Consider the following 23,520-nt stretch of genomic DNA (forward strand, 5'->3'; position numbering starts at 1 on the left):
AAAGTCTCACGGTGTAATACTTGTAGGTTAGGTTGACGAAGGGAACCCAACTAATTAAGCGATTAAGCTAGGTTTTCTTCAAATCAAGCCAATCGCTACACATATAAGGAAAATTTATCACCTTATGTACGGGAGAGCCAATGAGAATGAGAAATTCTTTATAAAACTTCATCTAATCAGACCTCTGACAACTGTTGTGTCAACCCATTTTCTCATGCTTTACCCCCATCGTGATTACTGGACTGGCGCTCTAGGGGTAATTCTCCCCTCCTGGTCGGAAGGCTCAAATTACTATGGGATAAGGCTTGGCGCTATAGTCTTTCTCATAATGGCTTTTCGTGAGTTTACTTATGTGTATAGAGCCTTGGTCTTGAACGACTACTGTCAATTTTCCGGTTTTTTCCCATCTTTCTTTAGCTTGAGTCGCTTGCCAATCCATTAATTTTATATAACTCTCACTTTTAAAACTTTTTAATACCAGACCATACTCAAAACTTTTTCCCACTTCTAACAAGCCACATATATTTAACCTTTTTCCTTTCTTTTTTGTTTGTTCAATTCTTTGCAAGTTCTTCTCTTTTTCCTCAAGTATATATTGGCGTATACCACAAGCTAAAACCTGACTCATCTAAGTATTTTAAGCAAATTTCCCCGGCGGCTTCTGCCCATTGGAGCATCTCTAAGTCCGCCTTCTTGATCGCTCTTGCTCTTGAGTCTTGCTTATTCACCAGAGACGTTCTTGTTCTTTTCCAGATATAATTTTTTTTTAGAATTATTCGTAACTGACGTTCACTCAGTTTTACTTTCCTTTCCTTTCACAAAAATTGACAGAGCTGGCGACTATTATAACTTCTTGATTCTGTCTCTATTTTTTTCTCTATTTCGGCTATATCTTCCGTACTCCATTTCCTTTTTCTTCCCGTTTTTGGTGCATCCCACAATCCGACTAACCCCTTTTCTTCCCATTTATGTATTGTTTCTCGCACTCGTTGTTTTGACCATTTTAAATAAACGGCTATTTCTTGGGCGGCGGCGTAGTCTTAGGGACACATTTTTACATTTACACCAATAAAGTCAGCCTACACATCTAATCCACAACAAGCCATCTGGAACTCTTCATTACAAAACTTCATACAGTGCCGTTTTCTTTTGTCCGACTACTTAATACCCAATTTAAATGCATGACAGCTTACTCGCGATCGCGATTTGTTTCTATCCTTTTTAGCACCTCTTTATCGGGTTCGAGGATTCTGATCTCTAAATCGCCTTTCGTCACCTCCGACTGAACGTCGAGGACAACTTCATTTCCGGCATCAACCTCAATTTTCCGTCGTTCTGTCCCCGTGAAGGTGTTATAGGAGGCTTTTGTCTGAGTTGGGAGATTCCTACTGAACCAACCTACTCTTAGAGAACTAGAACAGGCAGATAGCCCAATCACAACCAAGGCGAATAGTAAGGATTGAATTCCACGTTTAATTCCCATAAGCGCGGCTTAAGCAAACATCTCGTCAATCAAATCTTGATACTGTTCTCTAACGACATGACGCTTAACTTTTAGCGTCTGCGTCAACATGCCATTTTCTTGAGAAAATGGTTCTGTAATCAAGCGAAATACACCAATTCGGTCATTGGGATTATAACCAGGACGATTTTTCGCTTCTCGATTGATTTCTTGGCGGAAAAATTCCTGGACGGGTTTGCTATTTAAATCAATCGTTTCCTCACCAGAAGCAGATTCCTTATCCGGGAGTTGCAGGTGATACTGATTCTGTTCTGCCCACCCTTGTAAGTTATCGAAATTTGGTACAATTAAAGCGCCTAGCGATCGCTGATCTTGACCCACTACCACGATCTGATCAATATACCGACTTCGCATACAGGCATTTTCAATCGGTTTCGGTTCGACATTCTCACCGTTACTCAGGACAATTGTATCCTTTGCCCGCCCAGTTAAAACTAAGTCGTCTTGAACCGTTAACCAGCCTAAGTCTTCGGTATTAAACCACCCTTCAGCATCAATTACTTTATCCGTGGCTTCTGGGTTGCGATAATAACCCTGCATGATTTGAGATCCCCGCGCCCAAACTAATCCTTTTTCTCCTTGGGGAAGGGTTTCTCTGCTGTCTGGATCAACAATGCGAATTTCTGTCTCTAGAATCGGTTTACCCGCAGAACCCCGGAGGTTATGCCAAGAACGACGGGCAGTGAGAACGGGCGAGGTTTCGGTTAAACCATAGCCTTCGAGTACCTCAATGCCAATTATTTCATAAAAATCATCTAATTTCTGGGAAAGTGCGCCGCCACCACAGATGGTTTGTTTTAAGTTGGCGCCGATTTGTTCGCGGATTTTCTTGTAGATAAATCGGTCTGCTAATGCATGAATGAGAACCAATGTCAAGGATTGAAGTCTAGCCCAGAGGCGTTGGAATAGAGAGGGCTGCTGCTGTTCTAAACTTAAGCCATTAACAAGGCGACGGGCTTTAATATAGCGATCGCTAATCGAGAATAGGATATTAACTAGGCGTTGCTTGCGGGCAGATTCTTTACTTAGCTGCTTTTGCACCGTCTCATAAATCGATTCCAATAAACGGGGAACCGAGACAAAATAGTTCGGGTGTTGGGCATTCAGATCCCGCTTAACATGACGCAGCGTGGTGTAAATCAGGGTACAGCCTTGGGATAGGGCAAAGTATTCAATGGCGCGTTCATAAACATGCCAAGATGGGAGAATACTCAAGATGCGATCGCCTGCTTCTAGCTGTACAATTGCACCCAAGCTAGTGACTTGATGTAACAGGTTGCCATGACTTAGCATCACGCCCTTGGGTTTCCCGGTAGTGCCAGACGTGTAAACTAGGGTAGCGAGGGTGTCAGGGGTTTGTTCAATGGGTTGGAATGTGTGATTGTTTCCCTGTTCCAACACTTGGGAAAAATTGAGGATATTTAACTCCGACTCAGCGTCGGGTTCCTGATCGGATAATAAAATAACCAACTGAATCGGCAAATCATGCAAATGCTGATCTAACTTGGTTAAAGTATCCTGATTTTCCACCACTAAGGCAGTCGCTTCACTATCCTTAAGGATATAGAGAAGTTCCTCTTGTTCCGCTTGAGAACTTCGCACCACATCAACCGCCCCAGTGGTCATAATACCTTGGTCAGCTACAAACCAGCGGGAACTATTTTCCGAAAACAACGCCACCCGATCGCCCGTCGAGACGCCTAATGCTTGTAATCCAGCCGCAAACTGCTGAATTTGCTGCCACATCTGGGCAAAGGTTAGCTTAACATCGGGTTTAGCGTAAGGGTTTTCTAAGGCGACAGTCTCCCCAAATCGCTGGGCAGCTAACGACCAAACCTCTGGTAAGGATGATATGGTGTTGTAATCAGCTTGGTGTTCCAAATTTTGGCGTTCTGGGGGTGTGGGTTTAGACGCGATCGCAATAGCTGGGGCATTCATAGGAATTTTGATTGTGTAGGGGCGGGTTTAGGGACATTCGTTTGGTTGTTAATGATAACCTTTGTACAAAACCCGCCCTTTGTGTAAGTTTGACGTTTGCATCTGTAGGGGCGGGTTTAGGGACATTCGTTTGGTGGTTAATGGTAACCTTTGTACAAAACCCGCCCTTTGTTTAAGTTTGACGTTTGTATCTGTAGGGACAGGTTTAGGGACATTCGTTTGATGGTTAATGATAACCTTTGTACAAAACCCGCCCTTTGTGTAAGTTTGACGTTTGCATCTGTAGGTGCGGGTGTAGGGACAATAGAGTGTTCGTTAATGGTAACCTTTGTACAAAACACTCCCATTGTTAAAGATTTACGTTTGAAGCTGTAGTGACAGGTGTATGGAAATACGATATGTTTTTAAAGGTAACATTTGTACAAAACCCGCCCTTTGTTTAGGTTTGACGTTTGCATCTGTAGGGACAGGTTTAGGGACATTCGTTTGGTTGTTAATGGTAACCTTTGTACAAAACCCGCCCTTTGTTGACCTAACATTAAGCTGGCGTAAGCTGCTTGGCTTTATCTTCAATCGATTGCATCAGCGAATCAAAGGGTTTAGCAAACTTTTCAATCCCTTCCTCAACCAGTTCTGCCATAACTTGGTCATAGTCGATCTGAATATCGGGTTCAGCCAGACTTTCCAGCGTCTTCTGCGCTTTATCAGCCTCACTTTCTACCCGATTGGGGGCGACATCAGCATGATCGGCACAAGCTTCAATTGTGTCCGGGGGTAGAGTATTCACCGTATTCGGACCAATCAACTCATTCACATACATCACATCGCTGTAGTCCGGATTTTTGGTGCTGGTACTTGCCCAGAGAACCCGCTGTATATTTGCCCCTTGTTCAGCTAGGGCTTTAAAGCGATCGCTCTCGAAAATTTCCTTAAACCGTTGATAGGCAACCTTCGCATTCGCGATCGCGACTTTTCCTTTCAGTTCCCGTAAGCGGGCTTCTTCGTTGAGTTCCTCAGTACCGATCTGTTTGAGTCTCTCATCAATGCGATTATCAACCTTAGTATCGATGCGACTGAGGAAGAAACTAGCTACTGACGCAATATTCTCAATCGGTTTACCAGCAGCAACTCGTGCTTCTAAGCCACGAACATAAGCCCAAGCCGATTCCACGTAACTCTCTACGGAAAACAGGAGAGTGATATTAACGTTAATCCCTTCAGAAATTGCCTGTTCTATCGCCGGGAATCCTTCTTTCGTTCCCGGAATTTTAATAAACACATTATCCCGGTCAATGGCGCGAAAAAAGCGTCGAGCTTCTTCAATCGTGCGTTGGGTATCCCGCGCTAAGTGAGGGGAGACTTCGATACTAACAAAGCCATCGGTTCCGCCAGACTCGTCGTAGATGGGGCGGAAAATGTCGCAGGCGTTACGAATATCTTCAAAGATCAGGGATTCGTAAATCTCTGATGTAGATTTTTTAGCCTCGATCCCCGCTTCGATATCGCTATCGTAGACGCGGTTATTCGCCACCGCCTTAGCAAAGGACTTGGGATTTGAGGTAATCCCGCTGATTCCACGAGTCTCAATCTTGTTTTTCAGTTCACCGGATTCGATTAGCTGGCGATCCAGATAATCCATCCAGATACTTTGACCGTATTCCTTGATTTGAAAAATTGGATTATTAGCCATTATGATTTTATATCCTCCTTAATTACTTGAGCTACTTACAGTTATTCAAGACAAGATGCCAAGTGTTTGATATTGGCAATTTATATAACTTGATGCTCGTTAGGTTTTAAAACAAGGGTTCAGCACCTCACTAACCCACCTCAGATTTCTGAGAGGACGGGAAAATGCTGGACACTCAATAACAAGCCTACTAATTTTTATCAGAGGATTACGTCTACCTGAAGTCAGGGTTAAGGGAAGGGTTGCTGATTAGGATTGCCGGAAAAATCTGCCCATAGTTGTAACTGGTCATTTGTCATTTGTCATTTGTCATTGGTCATTGGTCATTGGTCATTTGTCATTTGTCATTCGTCATTCGTCATTCGTTTACTCCCTCATCTTCCCCAGCTCCCCCAGCTCCCCCAGCTCCCTCTGCTTCCCTAGCTCCCCCAGCTTCCCCAGCTCCCCACACCCGACACCCCCTTTTCCAGAAAGTTGATCTATCTTCTATGACAGGTGTTCTCACGCGCCATCCCGGATTACAAATCATCCGGTTAGGCAGACGTTCAATTGGTAGGGGTGTGTAGACCCTGAAAATTAAACGCTAGAGAGAACATCAGTTCTATTGCCGTTATGACCCAGTATCCTATGCGTCGCACTAAAATTATCTGTACCATTGGACCCGCTACCGCCTCACCCGAACGCCTTGATGCCTTAATCGAAGCGGGGATGGATGTTTCCCGGTTAAACTTTTCCCACGGTTCCCATGAGTTTCACGGACAGACGATTCAGCAACTCCGAGAAATTAGCAGCCAACATCGCAAACCCCTCGCCTTGCTGCAAGATTTATGCGGACCGAAAATTCGTCTGGGAAAACTACCTCCCGATGGGATTAATGTGAAAACGGGGGATGAAGTAACCTTTGTGTTAAACGAGGAAGGCAATAACCCGGATGAGATTCCCTTACCCATTCCCACCCTGTTTGCTATGGTGCGCGTGGGTGAACCGATTTCGATTAATGATGGTCGAGTCAAGTTGATTGTCACAGAACGGGATACAGATAGTATTCGCGCCTTGGTGAAAATTGGTGGACTCCTGTCCTCTAAAAAGGGAGTTAACTTACCTGAAACCTATTTACCCGTTACATCCGTCACCGAAAAAGACATGACCGATTTACGGTTTGGGTTGCAATCGGGGATTGACTGGGTGGCGGTGTCTTTTGTGCGAAGCGCCAGTGATTTAGAACCCGTGCGGCGGATGATTGAAGCCGCAGGCGCTAAAACCCGTGTGATTGCCAAAATTGAAAAACGGGAAGCGGTGGAAAACTTAGAGGAAATCCTCCATGTTGCTGATGGAATTATGATTGCTCGTGGTGACTTGGGAGTTGAGACGCCGTTGGATCAAGTACCCTTAATCCAAAAAGAGATTACTCGTCGCTGCAACCAACTCGGTAAACCTGTGATTACAGCCACCCAGATGCTAGAGTCGATGATCAGCGCTCCTGATCCCACTCGCGCTGAAGCCACCGATGTCGCCAACTCAATTTTAGATGGGACGGATGCGGTGATGCTTTCAGGTGAAACTGCTGTGGGACAATATCCCATCGCCGCCGTGGAAATGATGAACAATATTGCTATCCAGACGGAAAAAGCCCTAGCCGAAGGATTGCAACCCTCCTCTGAGTTTCCCAGTTGCAGTATTAGCACCACCGAATCCGTAGCCGAAGCCGCTTGTCATATTGCCAGTCAATTAGGCGCACGGGGAATTATGTGTAATACTTCCTCCGGCAGTTCCGCCCGACTGGTGTCTAAGTATCGCCCCAAAACTCCGATTATTGCGTTTACACCAGAAGAAAGTACCTATCGTCAGTTGGCTTTGTCTTGGGGAGTGCAACCTTATCTGATTACCCCGGTATACAATGCTGAACAGATGTTAACCAATGTGGTAAATGCTGCGGTGGAGATGGAGTTAGCCGAATACGGGGACAAGGTGGTGATTACCTCCGGTGTTCCCATTGGTACGCCAGGAACCACCAGTTTGATCAAAGTCCACAAGATTGGACAGGCGATCGCGTAAAATGTCATCGATCATTGGTGATTGGTGATTGGTCTTATGTCATGTAAAGGCGACCCACACCGCATCAATGTCCATGTAGGGGCGACCCGCTTGCATTAATTCGCAACGGTAGTCCTATCAAAAAAATCGGGTCGCCCTCCGCCCAAAGGTTCAAGCGATCGCGTAAAATGTCATCGGTCATTGGTGATTGGTGATTGGTCTTATGTCATGTAGGGGCGACCCACACCGCATCAATGCCCATGTAGGGGCGACCCACACCGCGTCAATGCCCATGTAGGGGCGACCCGCCTCCATTAATTCGCAACGGTAGTCCTATCCAAAAACTCGGGTCGCCCTCTGATCCATTGGTATCGACTGGAGATAAACCCCTCCCTAACCCTCCCCTTGTCAAGGGGAGGGAACAAGACTGCTTCCCCAAAATAACCAGATTTGAATACTCTGAACGCTTAAGTTATTTTAAATTTTATTTCCGTATCAGACGTTACATCCGATCAATCTTCACGAAAACTTCATACAATCACCCCAAATACGCGAATTTTATGAAGATTCCGTAAAGATGCTCAATATGAGCGATCGCTCACCCCAAAGCTTGATTAAGATTTTAAAAGTATATCTTCAGGATTTCTGGCATATAGCTTGACACGAGTGCCAGAAACACTGTCTATCTGACCCCAGATGGATGCTGTCAGCCAAGCTAACTATTAAGCTAGCCCCAACAACCCCCACGACTAGGAGCCAGATGACACACTCTACCGCAACACCGACTATTTCGGTAATCATCCCTGTCTATAACGGTGGCGAAGCCTTTCGTCGTTGCCTTACCAGGCTTGCACAAACCTCACCTCAACCCTTTGAAGTGATTGTCGTCGCTGACGGTGATACTGACGGATCTGGGCAGTTCGCTCAAGACTTCGGTGCTAAAGTGATCCGAGTTCCCACCTCTGGCGGACCGGCGAAAGCTCGCAACTTAGGTGCTAAAGCAGCGAGCGGTGATATTCTTTTCTTCGTCGATGCCGATGTCGAGGTACATGATAACACCATCGGTAAAGTGGCGACAACCTTCCACCAAGAAGCTGAACTCGCCGCCCTAATTGGCTCCTACGATGATCAGCCGGGGGCACCTAATTTCTTATCCCAGTATAAAAATTTATTCCATCACTATACCCATCAAACCGGATCAGAAGACGCCTCAACCTTCTGGGGGGCTTGTGGTGCAATCCGGCGGGATATTTTCTTAGCCGTCGGTGGCTTTGACGAGAGTTATCGCCTCCCTTGTGTAGAAGATATTGAATTAGGCAATAGACTTAAACGCAAAGGGTATCAAATTGGCTTGCGAAAAACCATCCAAGTCAAGCATCTGAAGTGCTGGAGAACCTACTCCCTGCTGAGAGCGGATATCTTTTATCGGGCAATCCCTTGGACAGCGATCATATTACGCGATCGCGAAATGGTCAATGATTTGAATCTCAACCTCTCCAACCGCATCAGTGTAGTCTTAGTCTATACCTTATTAGCGGCTCTAATCGCCGTTTGGTGGGTATCGGCTGCATGGGTTGGCATCGCGGGATTGAGTTTGGCACTATTGGCAATCAACGCCTCCGTCTATCAATTCTTTTATCAAAAACGCGGTTTCCTCTTCGCCTTGCAAACCGTACCCTGGCACTGGCTGTACTATTTTTATAGCGGATTAGCCTTTGCGATCGGACTCGTTCGTCACCATTGGCAAACTTATCAACCGACTATCCCAACCTGGCAAACAGTCCCCAGCAACTTGTTCGCGCTTGAACAACGCATCTTTGCGTCAATTTCTCGTGAATTAGTCGGTACCTCAATTCTCGTTTCTTTAGTAATTGGCAATTCTTTCTAGTCCTCTACATCTCGAAGATAATAAAGCATTAGGAGGCAAATCCTTGACCCATCATCCAGTGGTAATTATTGGAGGCGGTCCTGCTGGCTTGACGGCGGGTTACGAACTACTCAAACAGGGAATTAAACCCATCGTCCTGGAAAAAGCCGATAAAGTGGGTGGGATTTCCCGCACCGAAACCTACAAAGACTATCGCTTTGACATTGGCGGTCATCGCTTTTTCACCAAGGTAGGCGAAGTCGATCAGTTTTGGTATGAAATTCTGGCAGACGAATTTATTAAAGTCCCACGTCTGTCCCGCATCTATTATCAGGGCAAGTTTTACAACTATCCCCTTTCTCTGTTCAACGCCCTATCCAATCTTGGCATCGTCCAAAGTTTCCTAATTCTGGTGAGTTACTTACGAGCAAAACTCCACGCTAAATTAAACCCGGATTTTGAACCGGAAACCTTTGAAGAGTGGGTGATTGACTGCTTTGGGCGTCGCCTCTATAGAATTTTCTTCAAGACTTACACCGAAAAAGTTTGGGGAATTCCTTGCAGCCAAATCCGCGCGGACTGGGCAGCACAGCGCATTCAAGGGATGTCTCTCAAACGAGCGGTGATCAATGCCGTTTTCAAAAGTCAAAATGCCAAAAGCTTAATTAAGGAATTTAAGTATCCGGTATTAGGACCGGGAATGATGTGGGAACGTTGCCAGGAAAAGCTAGAGAGTCAAGGCGCTCCCGTGCATCTGCATACAACCGTGACTCGCATCGAACGGGAAGGGACTCGGGTTAAGAGTATCACAGCAAAACGAGGGGATGAAACCCTGCAATTCACAGGCGATCATTTCATTTCTAGTATGCCTGTAACTGCCCTACTGTATCGACTCGACCCCCCGCCCCCTGACCATGTATTAGAAGCGGCAAAGGGTCTAAAATATCGAGATTTTCTGATTGTCTCACTGATTGTGAATCAGCCAGACCTATTTCCCGACAACTGGATTTATATTCATAGCCCAGAATTCCAAGTGGGACGCATTCAAAACTTCAAAAATTGGAGTCCGGCGATGGTGCCTGATTCAAGTAAAACCTGCTTGGGAATGGAATATTTTTGCAGTGAAGGTGATCCGCTTTGGGAATTATCAGATGTCGAGTTGATTAAATTAGCGACTCGTGAGGTGATTAACCTCAATTTAGGCGTTCAGGAGGGTGATGTTGAAGACGGCGTGGTTATCCGTCAACATAAAGCCTACCCCGTTTATGACGGCGAGTACCGTAAACATCTTCAAGTCTTGCAAGAGTATATCGAGACCTTTGACAACCTGCAAACAGTGGGTCGGAACGGGATGCACCGATACAACAATCAAGACCACTCCATGCTGACAGCGATGCTAGCCGTGAAAAACATCCTCGGCGAAAATCACGATTTGTGGAATGTCAATGTTGAGCGGTCTTACCACGAGGAGTTTACCACAAAGGAGTCGCCTAAAAAGCCCCAGCGACAGCTTGTGACAAAGTAAACAAACTTTGAGTTTTGAGTGTGTAGGGGCGGGTTTCACTACTATCTTTTCGGTTGCACCCAGATGTGACTAAACCCGCCCCGACTCAGGTTTCTAGACTATAAACCGCCTGTCCCTAAAAATTTCATTGATAACAAATCACCGCTTTCTCGCCAAGGAAATGGAATCTCATTCTCATCCATTTGTATCCGTCATCATTCCCGTCTATAATGACGCCGAGCGTCTGAAGCTTTGTTTAGAGGCTTTGGAAAATCAGACCTATCCCAAAACAGGATATGAAGTGATTGTTGTCGATAATGCATCTGACGAAGCAGCGGATATTAAAGGGGTAGTCGCTCAATTTGGTCAAGCGATCGCGGCTTATGAAAGCACGCCTGGTTCTTATGCAGCTCGGAACAAAGGGATATCTTTGGCGAAAGGTGAGGTGATTGCTTTTACTGATGCTGACTGTATTCCAGCATCGGATTGGATTGAAAAGGGAGTTCAACATTTACTCAATACACCCAACTGTGGTTTAGTGGCAGGAGAAATCAAAATTTTCTTCAAAAATCCTGAGCGACTCACACCTGTAGAACTTTTTGAAAAAGTTACCGCTTTTGAGCAAAAAGACTATCTGGAAAACTACAAATATGGGGCAACAGCCAACTTATTTACGCTCAAAACCGTAATTGAGCGGGTTGGATCTTTTAATTCTAGTCTGAAATCAAGCGGAGATGTAGAGTGGGGACAGCGGGTTGCTGCGTTTAATTATCAACAGGTTTATGCTGCCAATGCTTGTGTCGCTCATCCGGCGCGATATTCCTTTAAACAGCTCTATAAAAGAACAACTCGAATCGTGGGTGGGTTTTATGATCTACACTGGAATAAAAATCATCTGATTTTACAGCGCAATAGGATATTAATCCAGGCACTCTTAGCCGATCTACTGCCACCACTAAATTTTGTAGTTAAAACATTTCGAGATATTCGATTAAAGGGAATTGAGGAAAAGCTAAGAGTGTCTTTGGTTATGTTTTTTGTTAGGTATGTAAGTGCTTGGGAAAGGATACGATTAATGATAGGGGGTGCTTCAATTCGAGAATAGCTGTCTAGGAGTTGTGAAAATAAAGGTTGAGCAATCTCGCCGTATTGAGAAAGAAAAAAATGTTATGAAAATTGCGTTCATAGTCGGTCAGTTTCCCACGTTATCGGAGACGTTTATCTTAAATCAGATTACAGGTCTTCTCGACCGAGGGCATGAGGTTGATATCTACGCGGATCACCCCGGTGATTTGACTAAGCTGCATGATGATGTGGTGACTTACCGTCTGCTTGATCGCACTTACTATCTCCCTGAAATTCCAGCTAATCTTTTCTGGCGTGTGGTTAAAGGTTGCGGTGTATTCCTATCTAAATTTGTGCAATCGCCTAGAGATACCTGGGAATCCCTAAATTTTCTCAAACATGGAGAGCAAGCGATATCACTTTGGTTGCTTTACACGCTGATTCCTAATTTTCAACAAAACTATGACATTATCCATTGTCAGTTCGGAACCGTTAGCTTCAGAGGTATGGCGTTCCGGGCTGTCAATTCGCCGAATGCCAAGTTAATTACGATTTTTCGAGGACACGATATCAGCAATTTTGTTCAAGAACACGGTGAAACTATTTATAATCCTTTATTTAAAAGGGGAGACTATTTTCTGGCAAATTGCGAGTTTTTTAAGCGCCGCACGATCAAACTAGGCTGTCCTCCGGAAAAAATCAGAGTGCATGGTTCGGGGTTAGACTATAGCCGTTTCCCCTTTAAACCTCGTCACTTTCCTCAAGATGGTTTAATTCGCATCGCCACGACAGGACGTTTAGTGGAAAAGAAAGGGATTGAATATGCTATTCGAGCAGTGGCGAAAGTTTTAGACCAGTATTCTAACTTGGAATACATCATTATTGGGGAGGGACTATTACGCCCGGAATTAGAGCAACTCATTCAGTCCCTTAACGCTGAAAAAGCGATTAAGTTAGTGGGGCAAAAATCTCAAGCGGAATTAATTACATTACTAGAGAATTCTCACTTATTTATTGCACCAAGCGTGACGGCGGCTGATGGCAATCAGGATGCTCCCGTTAACGTTCTCAAAGAAGCAATGGCGATGGGTCTACCTGTGATCAGTACCCTTCATGGAGGGATTCCAGAGCTAGTTGAAGAGGGGGTATCTGGCTTCTTAGTCCCAGAACGAGATGCCGATGCGATCGCGGATCGGTTAATTTACTTAATTGAGCATCCTGAACGTTGGTCGGCAATGGGACAAGCCGGACGCTTGTTTGTGGAACAACATTATGATCTTAATCGTTTAAATGATGCCCTTGTCGCCCTTTATCAATCGCTACTTCAGGGTGACTCAGTTCCTCACCCCGAGGTGGCACTCCCCTTAAGTACATAACAACTATCACGGAGGATTTTATATGACTCTCACGACTCACCCATCTACCTCTAATACCCTATCCTCAGAGCAACCCCAGGTTACGATTGTGGTTGTTCCCCGCGAGCGATTTAGCTGTGCGCGTCGGTCTCTAGAGAGTGTATTTGCTCACACTCAATTGCCCTATAAGCTAATCTACGTCGATGGGAATTCTCCTGCACCCGTTCGACACTATTTGGAACAGCAAGCGGAGGCAAAAGGGTTTCAGCTATTACGCACAGAGTATTACCTTTACCCCAACCAGGCAAGAAACCTAGGTTTATCTCAAGTCGATACCAAATATGTCGTCTTTTTAGACAATGATGTCATTGTTTCACCCAATTGGCTCACCACTTTAGTACAGTCGGCGGAGGAAACAGATGCGGCGGTCGTCGGTCCTCTGATGTGTCAGTATGAGCCGATTCATGAAATTGTCCATTTCGCTGGTGGAGAATCTCATATTTGGGTCGATCAAACGGGACGGCGGCGGCTGCGGGAGAAAATGTATGACCAGGGAAAACCTGTTACAGAAGTTCGCGATCGCCTTGAGCGCACTCAAACAGAGTTAGCCGAATTTCACTGTGTATTAGTCCGTCGGTCTATTTTCGATCAGGTGGGTCAACTGGATGAAGCGATGCTCAACACCAAAGAGCATTTAGATTTTTGCATGAGCGTTCGCCAAGCCGGAGGTGCCGTTTATTTTGAACCCGCTTGTATCGTTACCTATGTTCCCGGACCCCCTCTGAAGTGGTCTGATTTGCATTTCTATATGCTGCGCTGGAGCGATGCTTGGACATTCGCTAGCTTGATGCATCTGCAAAAGAAATGGGATCTGGCTGAAGACAGCTATTTTCAAACGAAATACAAAAAGCTGCAAAAGGGGTGGCGGAGAAGAGGCACGATTATTATTCCTTTGGTTCGTTTTTTAACCTTTGGTATCGGCAGCGGCAAATTGGAAAGTCTTTTAATTAAGCCAGAACAGTTACTGAATCAAACCTTAACCACTCGCCATGCTAAACAACAACGACAGCAACAGTCTGCCACTTCACCTGCGCCAAACTTAGTCTCCAGTCCAGCTAATCATTAATGACAATTTCCTTAGTTAATCAGATACATGGAACAATTTCTCTTTTCAGTAATTATCCCCAGCTATAACCGCCCCCAGCAACTTACGGCTTGTCTGGAATCTCTAACTCAGCTTGAGTATCCGCGCGATCGCTTTGAAGTGATTGTGGTGGACGATGGCAGTGACAGCCCCTTGGACACAGTGGTGGCTCCCTTTAAAGACTCACTCAACCTAAGGCTGATTCGACAGAACAATGCCGGACCTGCAGCAGCACGCAACGGTGCAGCTCAACAGGCACACGGGAAGTATCTTGCTTTCACCGATGATGACTGTAGACCAGCGACGAATTGGTTACAAGCGCTAGAAAACTGCTTCACGGCAACACCTGATCGCATTGTCGGCGGTCGAACGGTGAATGCCCTAGCTGATAATCCTTACTCCACAACGAGTCAGAACATTATTAGTATGGGGTACGCCCACTATAACGCCATTGCCGACCAAGCCCGCTTCTTTGCCTCCAACAACATGGTTGTACCTGCCGATCGCTTTCGGGAACTGGGCGGGTTTGATCAAAGCTTCACCACCTCAGAAGATCGGGAATTGTGCGATCGCTGGCTGCATCAGGGCTATCAGATGACCTATGCACCTGAAGTCGTCATTTATCATGCTCATCCGATGACACTTCGCAGCTTCTGGAAGCAGCATTTTAGCTACGGACAGGGAGCCTTCCGCTTCCATAAAACTAGGGCACAGAAAGGCTGGGGAAATTTCCAGATTGAAGGGAACTATTATCTTAATCTTCTCCGCTATCCCTTTGAAAATGGGCAGGGAAAACAAGGGTTGGTGCTAACAGCCGTCTTGTTTGTATCCCAGGTGGCAAACGCGGCGGGTTTCTTTTGGGAAATGATTCAGTCCAAAAAAGCATCACGCTTCAATGGACAAGCCAAGAATCTCAAATTTGAGGAATCCGAACTTTCCCCATGATTCGGGTTACCCAAACTCTTACTGAGGCGCGATCCCTTACTAAACTCAACACTTAAAACGTCAGACAATCGGAACGCCTAATTTAAATCGAGCATCAAGGCTGATTAGCCGGATATGGTATAAATGTATTCTCTCCATCGTAGACAGTTCGTTGTTGGTTCAAAACCATTTACTCTAGACCATTGGTGTAGCAAGCAGCTTGACCCATTGACTTGGATTTCGTTTTGTCCCGAACTGCGTCTTAGTGTGACCACTGATGCTGAAGGCATACCATGGTGTCTAGTCGGACGAGCTGTGGAAACATTAGAAGCGCAAGCCGATCCTCTTACCGCCATTCCTCAAACTTCCAGCCGAGACGTTCCCAGTCTGTACCCAAGTTGGGCAGGTCGTTGGGTTTTAATCGGTCAAGGTCAAATGCATCTAGATGCCAGTGGTTTGTTGGGTTGCTTCTATGGAGTAGACCAAAACCGCGAAGGTTGGTGTTCGAGTAGCCCATCACTACTAACCAGCATTCTCTTCCCAGAGGTTCCCCCAAAAACCGACCCTAAGACCTTAAAGTACAAAACGGGCATTGCTTGGTTTATCCCGCCGCGATCGCGCTTTGAAGGCATCCGTCGCCTCCTACCCAGCCAAGTCCTAACCATTCGGGATGCTACCCTTGACCCTAGAGCTTTGATGCCACCGATTAATCCTTCTCTAGATTATAATCACGCTTTAGAACTGTTGAAATCTAGTTTGGTAACCGGTCTCAAACGGCTGGCTAACCAAGAGAATCAACTTTGGCTAGGACTATCGGCAGGATACGACTCTCGTGTGGTTTTAGCCATTGCTCGATATGCAGGCATCGATCTCAAGACATTTACCCGGGTAACCCCTCGTATGTCTTTAGCAGACCGTATCCTGCCGCCTCAACTGGCAGAACTATCGGGATACGAGCATTTTTTCCTCAAAAAGCGTCAAGGACATCCAGAACGCCAGCACCTAGCCACTACACACACAAACGGTCACGTATCACAGGGAGATGCACAACCCTTTATTCATGGTGTCAGGTCTTCTCTCCAAGGAATTTGTATAGGGGGACAATGCTTTGGAGTTGGTAAAGTTCTCTATCGCTCGTTCCCTGAGCAGATTTCTGACCCAGAAGAGACGGCGTGTCACATTCTGCACATTAGGCAAGAACCCTTACTATCCAGTACACTAACAGCCCTCACAGAATGGCTAGAGTGGGTACTCCAAACTCCCCACGAACATCTTGACTGGCGCGATCGTTTTTACATTGAGCAACGGCTAGCTGGCTGGCAGAGTTCTAAGGAGCAGCTATACGACCTTGATGATGTTGAGAGGTTTTTCCCAATCAATTCTAGTCGTAATTACTCCCTCCTACTAAGCATAGAAGAAAAGCGGCGCCTAAATTTCCAGCATCAGGTGGAATTGATCCAAAGAATTGCCCCTGAGTTACTTAACTATCCGATTAATCCAGATAATTGGTATTTTGGCATGGTTAGAGGACTCTATATACGATTACTCGATGACCCCCTATATTTGTTCAAGAAAATTAGTAATAAATTCCAGAAATGATCATGTTCAGTATTCATAGATATAAATAGAAATGGAAAAACCATCGAACTGGAACAGAAAACCAGCGAATACCTTAGACAGAAGAAAATTACAGCTTGAGATAATTTATACTCCCGAAAGCTTACTCAGACACCCCCGACAACTGTTTCGGCAAATGTGGTATGACTTACTCGCTTCTCGCGAGTTAGCGTGGCGGCTAATGGTGCGCGATATCAGCGCTAAGTATCGTCAGTCAGTCTTGGGAATTGCTTGGGCATTTATTCCTCCCATCGCCATGGCAGTCGGATTTACCCTGGCAAGTGAAGCCAACATTGTCAATGTCGGTCAAACCGATTTTCCTTATCCTGCCTATGTCATGTTCAGTACTGCCTTGTGGCAAACCTTTGTTGAATCGTTGAATGGTCCAGTCGAGGCGGTAACCAAGGCAAAGCCAATGCTTGCCCGTGTTAATTTTCCCCGCGAAGCGGTTATCTTAGCTAAAGTTGGAGAGGTTTTCTTTAACTTTATGATTAAATTAGTTTTGATTATCGGGCTATTTATTTGGTATCGCATTTCCGTGAGTTGGACATTAATCATAGCTCCAGTTGCTCTTATTCATTTAATTATGTTGGGTACTCTTTTCGGGACATTGCTGTCTCCCTTAGGAGTGCTTTACCAAGATGTGCAAAAGGGATTAACAATGGTGACAGGCTTCTGGCTATTTCTCACCCCAGTTGTCTATTCCGTTCCTGAATCAGGTTTATTTGGTTTTTTCGTTCAACTCAATCCGGTTACTCCCTTATTGGTAACCACACGAGAGTTAGCCACAACTGGCATTATTACCGAACCCGTAAACTTTTGGGTCGTCAGTATCTTAACGTGGATTGGTTTGCTTCTCACCTGGATTGCTTTCCGGATTGCGCTTCCGTATGTTATAGAAAGGGTAAGCTCATGACTGAAGGAAGGCAGAAGAGATTTATCCCCATGCTCTTAATTGAGTTAGTGAAAAACTCCAAATTGGATCTCAAGAAAAAATAAGGCAAGTAAAAGAAAATGACTCTTGATGAAGCACAGACCGTCGAAAAATCATTGATACAAAACAGTTCATCTTCCTTCATTCCCGACTCAGATGGGGTAATTTATGTCAATGGAGTGTCGAAAAAGTTTTGTCGAGATTTGAAGCGATCTTTGTTTTATGGGGTTGGTGATATCTTCACCGACTTAACCGGTAGATGTCGCCAGAGTAACACGCTACGAACCGGAGAATTTTGGGCGCTAGATAACGTTAGCTTCCAGCTACGGCGCGGAGAAGCACTCGGTCTAGTGGGGGCGAATGGTGCAGGAAAAAGTACTTTATTACGCATTCTGAGTGGTCTGATCAAACCCGATACAGGTTCCGTCAGAGTTCGAGGGCGAATCGCTCCTTTAATTGCGTTAGGGGCTGGGTTTAATCCAATTTTAACAGGACGAGAAAACATTTATGCCAATATGGCAATTTTAGGTTTATCAACCCAGGAAATAGAAGAAAAGTTTGAAGATGTGGTTGAGTTTGCCGAAATTCAAGATGCTATCGATGCGCCTGTGCAAACCTACAGTTCTGGTATGGCGGCGCGATTAGGTTTTGCCTGTGCTATTCACGTTGAACCCGAAATTTTATTGATTGATGAAGTGTTGGCGGTTGGGGACGTAAAATTCAAAATGAAGTGCCATCATCGGCTGGCTAAGTTAAAAGAAAATGGCACTGCCTTTATTTTAGTTTCCCACAACCCATACACAGTTTTGAATGTTTGCGAAAACTCTATCTATTTGCGAAAGGGTCAATTAGTGCTGGCGGGAGAAACAGAATCGGTGATTCATCAGTATGAAAAGGATCTATCCTTATCTGGAACTAGCCCGGTTCCGGGGATGATGACCTTACCCGAAAAACCTAAACATCAAAGTATAGGTCTAGATATTTTAGCACTGTTTTTTCGGGATGAACAGGACAATATAATAGAATTTCCTTCGACAGGAGAACCTGCTTCTTTTTGTGTCAAATGCCGAGCTTACGAAGATATTAGTTCAGTTAATCTCGGTGTTCTAGTGACCTCTTTATCGGGAGAAAGTAATCGCATTCTCAACCTTACGTCTGTCAATGATAATGCCACATTGGATGTGCCTGCTGGACAGTTTGAACTACAAATGTATATGCCCTACTGCTGTCTAATACCGGGGGTTTACAGTGCCAAAATCTATGTCAAGCAGGGAGTGCGTTCCTTTGATATTGTGCGCTCTTTTAGATTCCGGGTAGACTCCAGGAAGAATACTAGTCGTTGCATGTTCTATCAACCTCGAAGCTGGAGGGTAGTCAACCCAGAGAAGATTAATTAAGCCAATGCTAGTCCGATTCGGTATAATTTTATAATAATAAAACTACGGATAAATTTTAATGTTATTAAGACTTCTACTGAAAAAACGTAAAAAACTCCCTTTACCCATTCAATTGAGTCTAGCTCATTTAGCCACTCTGGGAACAAGGCAGAAATTCGCTCACTGGTTCACAGATATAGAAACCTACTGCACGTTTATCGGCTATTCTCGAAGCGGACATAGTATCGTCGCCGCTTTACTTGATGCACACCCCAATATTGTCATGGCTCATGAACTGCGTGCTGTTAAATATGTTCAGGCTGGCTTTGAGCGAGATGCCCTATATTATCTCCTGTTTCAAATGACTAGAATTAGAGGACATTCTTGGATGCGCGGGGGTGGGTATACCTACGATGTGCCCGATCAATGGCAGGGTTCTTTTAAAAAGATTCGGGTTATTGGTAATAAGCATGGCGAGTTTACAGTTAATAACCTGGCGGCTAACCCAGAGTTACTTCAGAAGCTTCGAGATGTGGTCAAAGTACCAGTACGATTTATTCACGTTGTCCGCAATCCGTTTGATAATATAGCAACAATGGCGCTCAAGAAAGCCCAGAAGAACGCCCAGCATAATTCGTTAGATCTTCAGGCAACTACAGATCGCTATTTCCGGGTTTGTGAATCCGTTATGAAGGTGAAAGAAATGGCGGATTCAGGAGATGTATTTGATCTGCGTCACGAAGATTTTGTCAGCGATCCCAAAGCGCAACTGCGTAACTTGTGTCTCTGGTTGGGAGTAGAGCCATCATCAAGTTATTTAGATGCCTGTGCCAGTATCGTTTTTGAATCACCGAAGAAAAGTCGGCATAAAATAGAGTGGACTGTAGATTTAAAGCAAGAGATTGAAAACAAAATTCATTTATTTCCGTTCCTGGAAGGGTATACATTTGAACGTTAGGAGATGAGGAATAAGTTAGAATAATTTAATTGAAATTATTGATTCACGGAAGAGGTCTATTATGTCTGAAGTTGGTGATACTATATCTGTAGCAAATGCTCGTTGGTCTTTCGGTGGTAGCGTACCGGAAACCTTCGATAACCATGTTGGTCGCTCAGTTCCCCAGTATCAACAAGGTCACGGAATTGTGGTGGCGCTGTCTGATTTTTTTATCCGTCCAGGTTCGAGAGTGTATGAACTGGGCTGTTCGACAGGCGAACTCACGAGAAAGATGGCTGAAGCGAATAGCGATCGCCATGTCTCTTTTATCGGTCTGGAAATTGAACCAGCAATGGTGGAAGCGGCAAAGCGCAAAACCTCGAATTTACCCCGGGTTGAAATCCGAGAGGCTGACATTATCGATGCGGAGCTGGAGCCGGCTGATTTGATTGTTGCTTACTATACCATTCAGTTTGTCCAACCCGCCGTTCGGCAGCTATTGTTCAATAAAATTTACAACAGCTTGAACTGGGGTGGTGGATTTCTCCTGTTTGAAAAAGTGCGGGCTCCTGATGCTCGCTTTCAGGATATGATGTCGTCACTCTACGTAGATTTCAAATTACAGCAGGGATTTACTGAGCAAGAGATTGTCAATAAGAGTCGTAGTTTAAAGGGTATACTCGAACCCTTTTCCACTCAGGGAAATATTGACTTGATGCAGCGGGCGGGCTTTGTGGATATCATGACGGTATTTAAGCACCTTTGCTTTGAAGGCTTTTTGGCAATTAAATAGCAGCGCCGTGGAAAACGCATAAGATTGTAATAAAACAAACATTAAGAGAATAAGAAAAGATGACTATCTATCATACGTTACGTTCTTACTGGTGGGATGCCGCTCTACTGATGCGCCATCTTCGGCGACAACAAAGCAAACAAGGAAAACGGCTATGGTGGCAGTTTCTTACCGCTTGGGAGTCGGCAACACCGTCGCTCTATCACAACCTACAAACAGCTTATCGCCGCCAGCGACCCCTACCAGAAGAAACAATATCTTCCCAGATGTATGGCTCGGTCGTCACGGTAGAGGGTATCCGCATGCGTATCGATCCGAAAATGTCAGCCTTTCAAGTGCGAAAGCTCCTATCGGGGCGCCACACTCGACACGAACGTCACTTGGTAATCTCTCGGCTAGAGCCTGACGATATTGTGATGGAACTCGGCGGTGGAATTGGCATGTTGGCAACCGCCTGCGCCTTGAAAATCGGCGGCGATCGCGTTCATTCCTACGAAGCTAATCCCTTCCTGGAGTCTTTAATCCGTGATAACTACGCCCTCAATGAGGTGAACCCACACCTAAAAATGTGTATGCTCGGTCGGACGGCTGATACCTGCACGTTTTATGTTTCTGAACACTTTGCCCGTTCGTCAGCCTATAAACTCGAAGCTCAACAAGAAACCACAGCTTGCGAAGTACCTGTTGAGCCTCTCAACGATGAGATCCAGCGCATCCAACCGACGGTTTTGATTATGGATGTTCAAGGTAGCGAAGGTGAACTGTTGAGCTTCGCGGATCTCTCTACCGTTCGTAAACTTCTCGTCGAGATGCATCCCAATGTACTAGGGATTTCCCGCGTCAATGCACTACGCCGACAATTGCGAAATCAGGGCTTCTTGGAAATAGAGCGTGCTGGTCAAAGTTTTTTCTACGTCCGCCAATAACGAGCGATCGCGCTGCGATTGACAAGGCAGAAGATACATCAATACGACTTCTCCAGGACTACCCGTATGTTTGATTATGTCGCCTCATATCTTTTCTAAAAAACCCCGAATTTTTTTCATGCATGTTCCCAAGACAGGTGGAACTTCGGTAAATTCAGCCATCCAAAGACATTATGGTCGCCAGAGTTATATCCTTGATCCAATCCGAACGAAAGCGATGGCAAAATTGCTTTATCAGTCTGTTCCTGCTGTTGAAAGAGGAACATACCTATTGCGAGATAGCTTTATCTTAGATGCCATGAATCGAGATGTTTCATATATTTCCGGACACGCTCACTTTAATCAACAAATTTGGGAACGTTATTCAAAAAACTATGCTTATGTGACGCTGCTTCGAGATCCAGTCAAACGATATATATCTAACTATTTTTTTGATGCTAGTAAAGTCAAAGGAGACCATTCTTATGTCGAACAGAGTCTTTTGGATTTTCTGAAAACTCGTAGAGGGATTAGGCGGGGACACTTATATATCAACTATTTTTCGGGATTCCCCATCGAGCGCGACTATAATTTGAGTAAGCTTTCCCAACGAGTTGAAATTGCCAAGCAAAATATTTTGAAATTTGATTGTGTTGGCATTTTAGAAGATTTAAAAGAATTTAAAGCCCAGTTTAAACAGCGGTTCGGATTAACGCTGAGAATTCCTCATCAAAACAAAAATCCTGTTGTTCAGCCTTTTGTTGAACCTAATATATTGAAGGTAATTCAAGAGCTTTGTCAACCTGATATAGAGATTTATGAGTTTATGAAATTGCATTGTCTCAAACAAGCTTAGTTCTACCGTTCAATGAGTATAGGGATATTTATTAGTTTTTTTAGTCATGATGCCAAGTTCTAATTGATCTGAAGGATAAGCAACTTGCCTACAGGGTTAACTGAACTGGACAATCTGCTTTCTGCTGACTTACACTAAAAACTTGACAAATGCTAAAACAAAGAACGGGAAATTTACCAAATTTAATTGTTATTGGCACACAAAAAGGCGGGACAAGCAGCTTGCATTACTACTTATCTCTCCATCCACAAATTTATATGTGTCGAGAGAAAGAGTTGGATTTTTTTATTGCTCAACGCAACTGGGAACGAGGTGTTGAATGGTATAAGAAAAATTTTGTCGGTGAAGCAAAGATTTATGGAGAATCATCCCCCAATTACACAGACTATCCTCGGTATGCTCAAGTGCCAAAAAGGATGCACTCTATCGTCCCGGAGGTAAAAATTGTCTATATTCTGCGAGATCCAATTAAGAGAATAATTTCTCATTACATGCACTGGTACAGTGCTGGTTTAGAAAATAGAAGTCTATCAGATGCTTTGAGGAATATAGAATCGAGTCGCTATACACGTCGTTGCCTCTATTATATGCAACTAGAGCAATATTTAAACTATTTCGCTAAATCTAATATTTTCATCATGACGAGTGAAGATTTGTATAATAAGCCTCAAAAAATTATGCAAAAACTATTCACTTTTTTAGAGGTAGATAATTCATTTTACGATCATAAATTATCGCGTATTCATCATAATTCTAGCAATAAGAGACGCAACAACGCCCTGGGAAAGTCTTTAGAAAAAAGTCCACTAGGAGAGACAATTGAACACCTGCCCCGCCCGATTAGAGAAAAAGCCAAAACATTATTGTACTTTCCGTTTTCCCAAAAAGTTCAACGACCAACATTGGACAAGACTTTGGAAGCTGAATTAATCGACTATCTCCGACCCGATATCAATCGTTTGAGAGACTATACTGGACTGGCTTTCGAGGATTGGTGTTTATAATTATCTGGTGTTTGCTCTCTGATTTGAAAAAGAGTAAACTACTGTACGAGGCTAT

Annotated in this window: 21 protein-coding genes; 15 read left to right on the forward strand and 6 right to left on the reverse strand. The window is 44.6% G+C overall.

The features are described from left to right. Positions 1-283: 283 nt before the first annotated feature. The 6 genes from RID53_RS16865 to RID53_RS16890 form a co-directional block, all read right to left on the reverse strand. Positions 284-628: a hypothetical protein gene (locus tag RID53_RS16865; protein WP_446389193.1), complete on the reverse strand. Its 345-nt coding sequence runs from the start codon at positions 626-628 to the stop codon at positions 284-286. Positions 629-815: 187 nt separating this feature from the next. After that, complete coding sequence (locus RID53_RS16870; protein ID WP_446389194.1) at positions 816-986, reverse strand: helix-turn-helix domain-containing protein; 171 nt, start codon at positions 984-986, stop codon at positions 816-818. Between the two features lie 203 nt (positions 987-1,189). Next, positions 1,190-1,483, reverse strand: coding sequence for a hypothetical protein (locus tag RID53_RS16875; RefSeq protein WP_446389195.1), 294 nt, complete (start codon positions 1,481-1,483; stop codon positions 1,190-1,192). Between the two features lie 9 nt (positions 1,484-1,492). Next, entirely contained in the window at positions 1,493-3,460 is a 1,968-nt protein-coding gene (locus tag RID53_RS16880; protein ID WP_446389196.1) for an AMP-dependent synthetase/ligase, read from the reverse strand. Between the two features lie 538 nt (positions 3,461-3,998). After that, positions 3,999-5,150: a transaldolase gene (gene tal, locus RID53_RS16885; RefSeq protein ID WP_446389197.1), complete on the reverse strand. Its 1,152-nt coding sequence runs from the start codon at positions 5,148-5,150 to the stop codon at positions 3,999-4,001. Positions 5,151-5,508: 358 nt separating this feature from the next. Then, positions 5,509-5,679 (reverse strand): hypothetical protein, encoded by a 171-nt coding sequence (locus RID53_RS16890; RefSeq protein WP_446389198.1) that lies wholly within the window; start codon positions 5,677-5,679, stop codon positions 5,509-5,511. Positions 5,680-5,777: 98 nt separating this feature from the next. Between RID53_RS16890 and pyk the strand changes: the two genes are divergently transcribed. The 15 genes from pyk (at position 5,778) to RID53_RS16965 (ending at position 23,465) form a co-directional block, all read left to right on the forward strand. After that, entirely contained in the window at positions 5,778-7,205 is a 1,428-nt protein-coding gene (gene pyk, locus RID53_RS16895; protein ID WP_446389321.1) for a pyruvate kinase, read from the forward strand. Positions 7,206-7,944: 739 nt separating this feature from the next. Further along, entirely contained in the window at positions 7,945-9,072 is a 1,128-nt protein-coding gene (locus tag RID53_RS16900) for a glycosyltransferase family 2 protein (protein WP_446389199.1), read from the forward strand. Positions 9,073-9,115: 43 nt separating this feature from the next. Next, positions 9,116-10,576 carry an NAD(P)/FAD-dependent oxidoreductase gene (locus RID53_RS16905; RefSeq protein ID WP_446389322.1) on the forward strand — a complete coding sequence of 487 codons (1,461 nt, stop codon included), beginning with the start codon at positions 9,116-9,118 and terminating at the stop codon, positions 10,574-10,576. Positions 10,577-10,736: 160 nt separating this feature from the next. Further along, positions 10,737-11,660 (forward strand): glycosyltransferase, encoded by a 924-nt coding sequence (locus RID53_RS16910; RefSeq protein WP_446389200.1) that lies wholly within the window; start codon positions 10,737-10,739, stop codon positions 11,658-11,660. A 64-nt stretch (positions 11,661-11,724) separates the two neighbouring features. Further along, the gene (locus tag RID53_RS16915) at positions 11,725-12,996 is read left to right on the forward strand and encodes a glycosyltransferase (protein ID WP_446389201.1); all 1,272 of its coding nucleotides are present in this window, start codon (positions 11,725-11,727) and stop codon (positions 12,994-12,996) included. A gap of 22 nt (positions 12,997-13,018) precedes the next feature. Beyond that, positions 13,019-14,101: a glycosyltransferase family 2 protein gene (locus RID53_RS16920; RefSeq protein WP_446389202.1), complete on the forward strand. Its 1,083-nt coding sequence runs from the start codon at positions 13,019-13,021 to the stop codon at positions 14,099-14,101. A 27-nt stretch (positions 14,102-14,128) separates the two neighbouring features. After that, positions 14,129-15,064, forward strand: coding sequence for a glycosyltransferase (locus RID53_RS16925; protein WP_446389203.1), 936 nt, complete (start codon positions 14,129-14,131; stop codon positions 15,062-15,064). Positions 15,065-15,187: 123 nt separating this feature from the next. Continuing rightward, complete coding sequence (locus RID53_RS16930) at positions 15,188-16,642, forward strand: hypothetical protein (protein WP_446389204.1); 1,455 nt, start codon at positions 15,188-15,190, stop codon at positions 16,640-16,642. A 31-nt stretch (positions 16,643-16,673) separates the two neighbouring features. Further along, positions 16,674-17,576: an ABC transporter permease gene (locus RID53_RS16935; protein WP_446389205.1), complete on the forward strand. Its 903-nt coding sequence runs from the start codon at positions 16,674-16,676 to the stop codon at positions 17,574-17,576. Positions 17,577-17,674: 98 nt separating this feature from the next. Continuing rightward, positions 17,675-18,991, forward strand: a complete 1,317-nt coding sequence (locus RID53_RS16940; RefSeq protein ID WP_446389206.1) for an ABC transporter ATP-binding protein — start codon at positions 17,675-17,677, stop codon at positions 18,989-18,991. Positions 18,992-19,049: 58 nt separating this feature from the next. Then, positions 19,050-19,928: a sulfotransferase family protein gene (locus tag RID53_RS16945; RefSeq protein WP_446389207.1), complete on the forward strand. Its 879-nt coding sequence runs from the start codon at positions 19,050-19,052 to the stop codon at positions 19,926-19,928. 61 nt (positions 19,929-19,989) lie between these two features. Further along, positions 19,990-20,700, forward strand: coding sequence for a methyltransferase (locus RID53_RS16950; protein WP_446389208.1), 711 nt, complete (start codon positions 19,990-19,992; stop codon positions 20,698-20,700). A 59-nt stretch (positions 20,701-20,759) separates the two neighbouring features. Then, positions 20,760-21,626, forward strand: coding sequence for an FkbM family methyltransferase (locus RID53_RS16955; protein WP_446389209.1), 867 nt, complete (start codon positions 20,760-20,762; stop codon positions 21,624-21,626). Between the two features lie 76 nt (positions 21,627-21,702). Further along, positions 21,703-22,461, forward strand: coding sequence for a sulfotransferase family 2 domain-containing protein (locus RID53_RS16960; protein ID WP_446389210.1), 759 nt, complete (start codon positions 21,703-21,705; stop codon positions 22,459-22,461). A 149-nt stretch (positions 22,462-22,610) separates the two neighbouring features. Continuing rightward, a complete protein-coding gene (locus tag RID53_RS16965) occupies positions 22,611-23,465 on the forward strand; it encodes a sulfotransferase family protein (protein WP_446389211.1) in 855 nt (284 codons plus the stop codon). Positions 23,466-23,520: the final 55 nt, after the last annotated feature.

The organism is Coleofasciculus sp. B1-GNL1-01 (assembly GCF_040220235.1).
In the GTDB taxonomy this organism is placed as follows: Bacteria; Cyanobacteriota; Cyanobacteriia; order Cyanobacteriales; family Coleofasciculaceae; genus Coleofasciculus.

What these genes read in the sequence shown, in the direction of transcription:
- RID53_RS16920 (WP_446389202.1), top strand. Translation starts at nt 13,019, where the DNA reads ATGACTCTCACGACTCACCCATCTACCTCTAATACCCTATCCTCAGAG.
- RID53_RS16940 (WP_446389206.1), top strand. Translation starts at nt 17,675, where the DNA reads ATGACTCTTGATGAAGCACAGACCGTCGAAAAATCATTGATACAAAAC.
- RID53_RS16950 (WP_446389208.1), top strand. Translation starts at nt 19,990, where the DNA reads ATGTCTGAAGTTGGTGATACTATATCTGTAGCAAATGCTCGTTGGTCT.
- RID53_RS16880 (WP_446389196.1), bottom strand. Translation starts at nt 3,460, where the DNA reads ATGAATGCCCCAGCTATTGCGATCGCGTCTAAACCCACACCCCCAGAA.
- RID53_RS16930 (WP_446389204.1), top strand. Translation starts at nt 15,188, where the DNA reads ATGTATTCTCTCCATCGTAGACAGTTCGTTGTTGGTTCAAAACCATTT.
- RID53_RS16910 (WP_446389200.1), top strand. Translation starts at nt 10,737, where the DNA reads ATGGAATCTCATTCTCATCCATTTGTATCCGTCATCATTCCCGTCTAT.
- RID53_RS16925 (WP_446389203.1), top strand. Translation starts at nt 14,129, where the DNA reads ATGGAACAATTTCTCTTTTCAGTAATTATCCCCAGCTATAACCGCCCC.
- RID53_RS16935 (WP_446389205.1), top strand. Translation starts at nt 16,674, where the DNA reads ATGGAAAAACCATCGAACTGGAACAGAAAACCAGCGAATACCTTAGAC.
- pyk (WP_446389321.1), top strand. Translation starts at nt 5,778, where the DNA reads ATGCGTCGCACTAAAATTATCTGTACCATTGGACCCGCTACCGCCTCA.
- RID53_RS16915 (WP_446389201.1), top strand. Translation starts at nt 11,725, where the DNA reads ATGAAAATTGCGTTCATAGTCGGTCAGTTTCCCACGTTATCGGAGACG.
- RID53_RS16875 (WP_446389195.1), bottom strand. Translation starts at nt 1,483, where the DNA reads ATGGGAATTAAACGTGGAATTCAATCCTTACTATTCGCCTTGGTTGTG.
- RID53_RS16955 (WP_446389209.1), top strand. Translation starts at nt 20,760, where the DNA reads ATGACTATCTATCATACGTTACGTTCTTACTGGTGGGATGCCGCTCTA.
- RID53_RS16965 (WP_446389211.1), top strand. Translation starts at nt 22,611, where the DNA reads ATGCTAAAACAAAGAACGGGAAATTTACCAAATTTAATTGTTATTGGC.
- RID53_RS16960 (WP_446389210.1), top strand. Translation starts at nt 21,703, where the DNA reads ATGTCGCCTCATATCTTTTCTAAAAAACCCCGAATTTTTTTCATGCAT.
- RID53_RS16865 (WP_446389193.1), bottom strand. Translation starts at nt 628, where the DNA reads ATGAGTCAGGTTTTAGCTTGTGGTATACGCCAATATATACTTGAGGAA.
- RID53_RS16890 (WP_446389198.1), bottom strand. Translation starts at nt 5,679, where the DNA reads ATGATTTGTAATCCGGGATGGCGCGTGAGAACACCTGTCATAGAAGAT.
- RID53_RS16945 (WP_446389207.1), top strand. Translation starts at nt 19,050, where the DNA reads ATGTTATTAAGACTTCTACTGAAAAAACGTAAAAAACTCCCTTTACCC.
- RID53_RS16900 (WP_446389199.1), top strand. Translation starts at nt 7,945, where the DNA reads ATGACACACTCTACCGCAACACCGACTATTTCGGTAATCATCCCTGTC.
- tal (WP_446389197.1), bottom strand. Translation starts at nt 5,150, where the DNA reads ATGGCTAATAATCCAATTTTTCAAATCAAGGAATACGGTCAAAGTATC.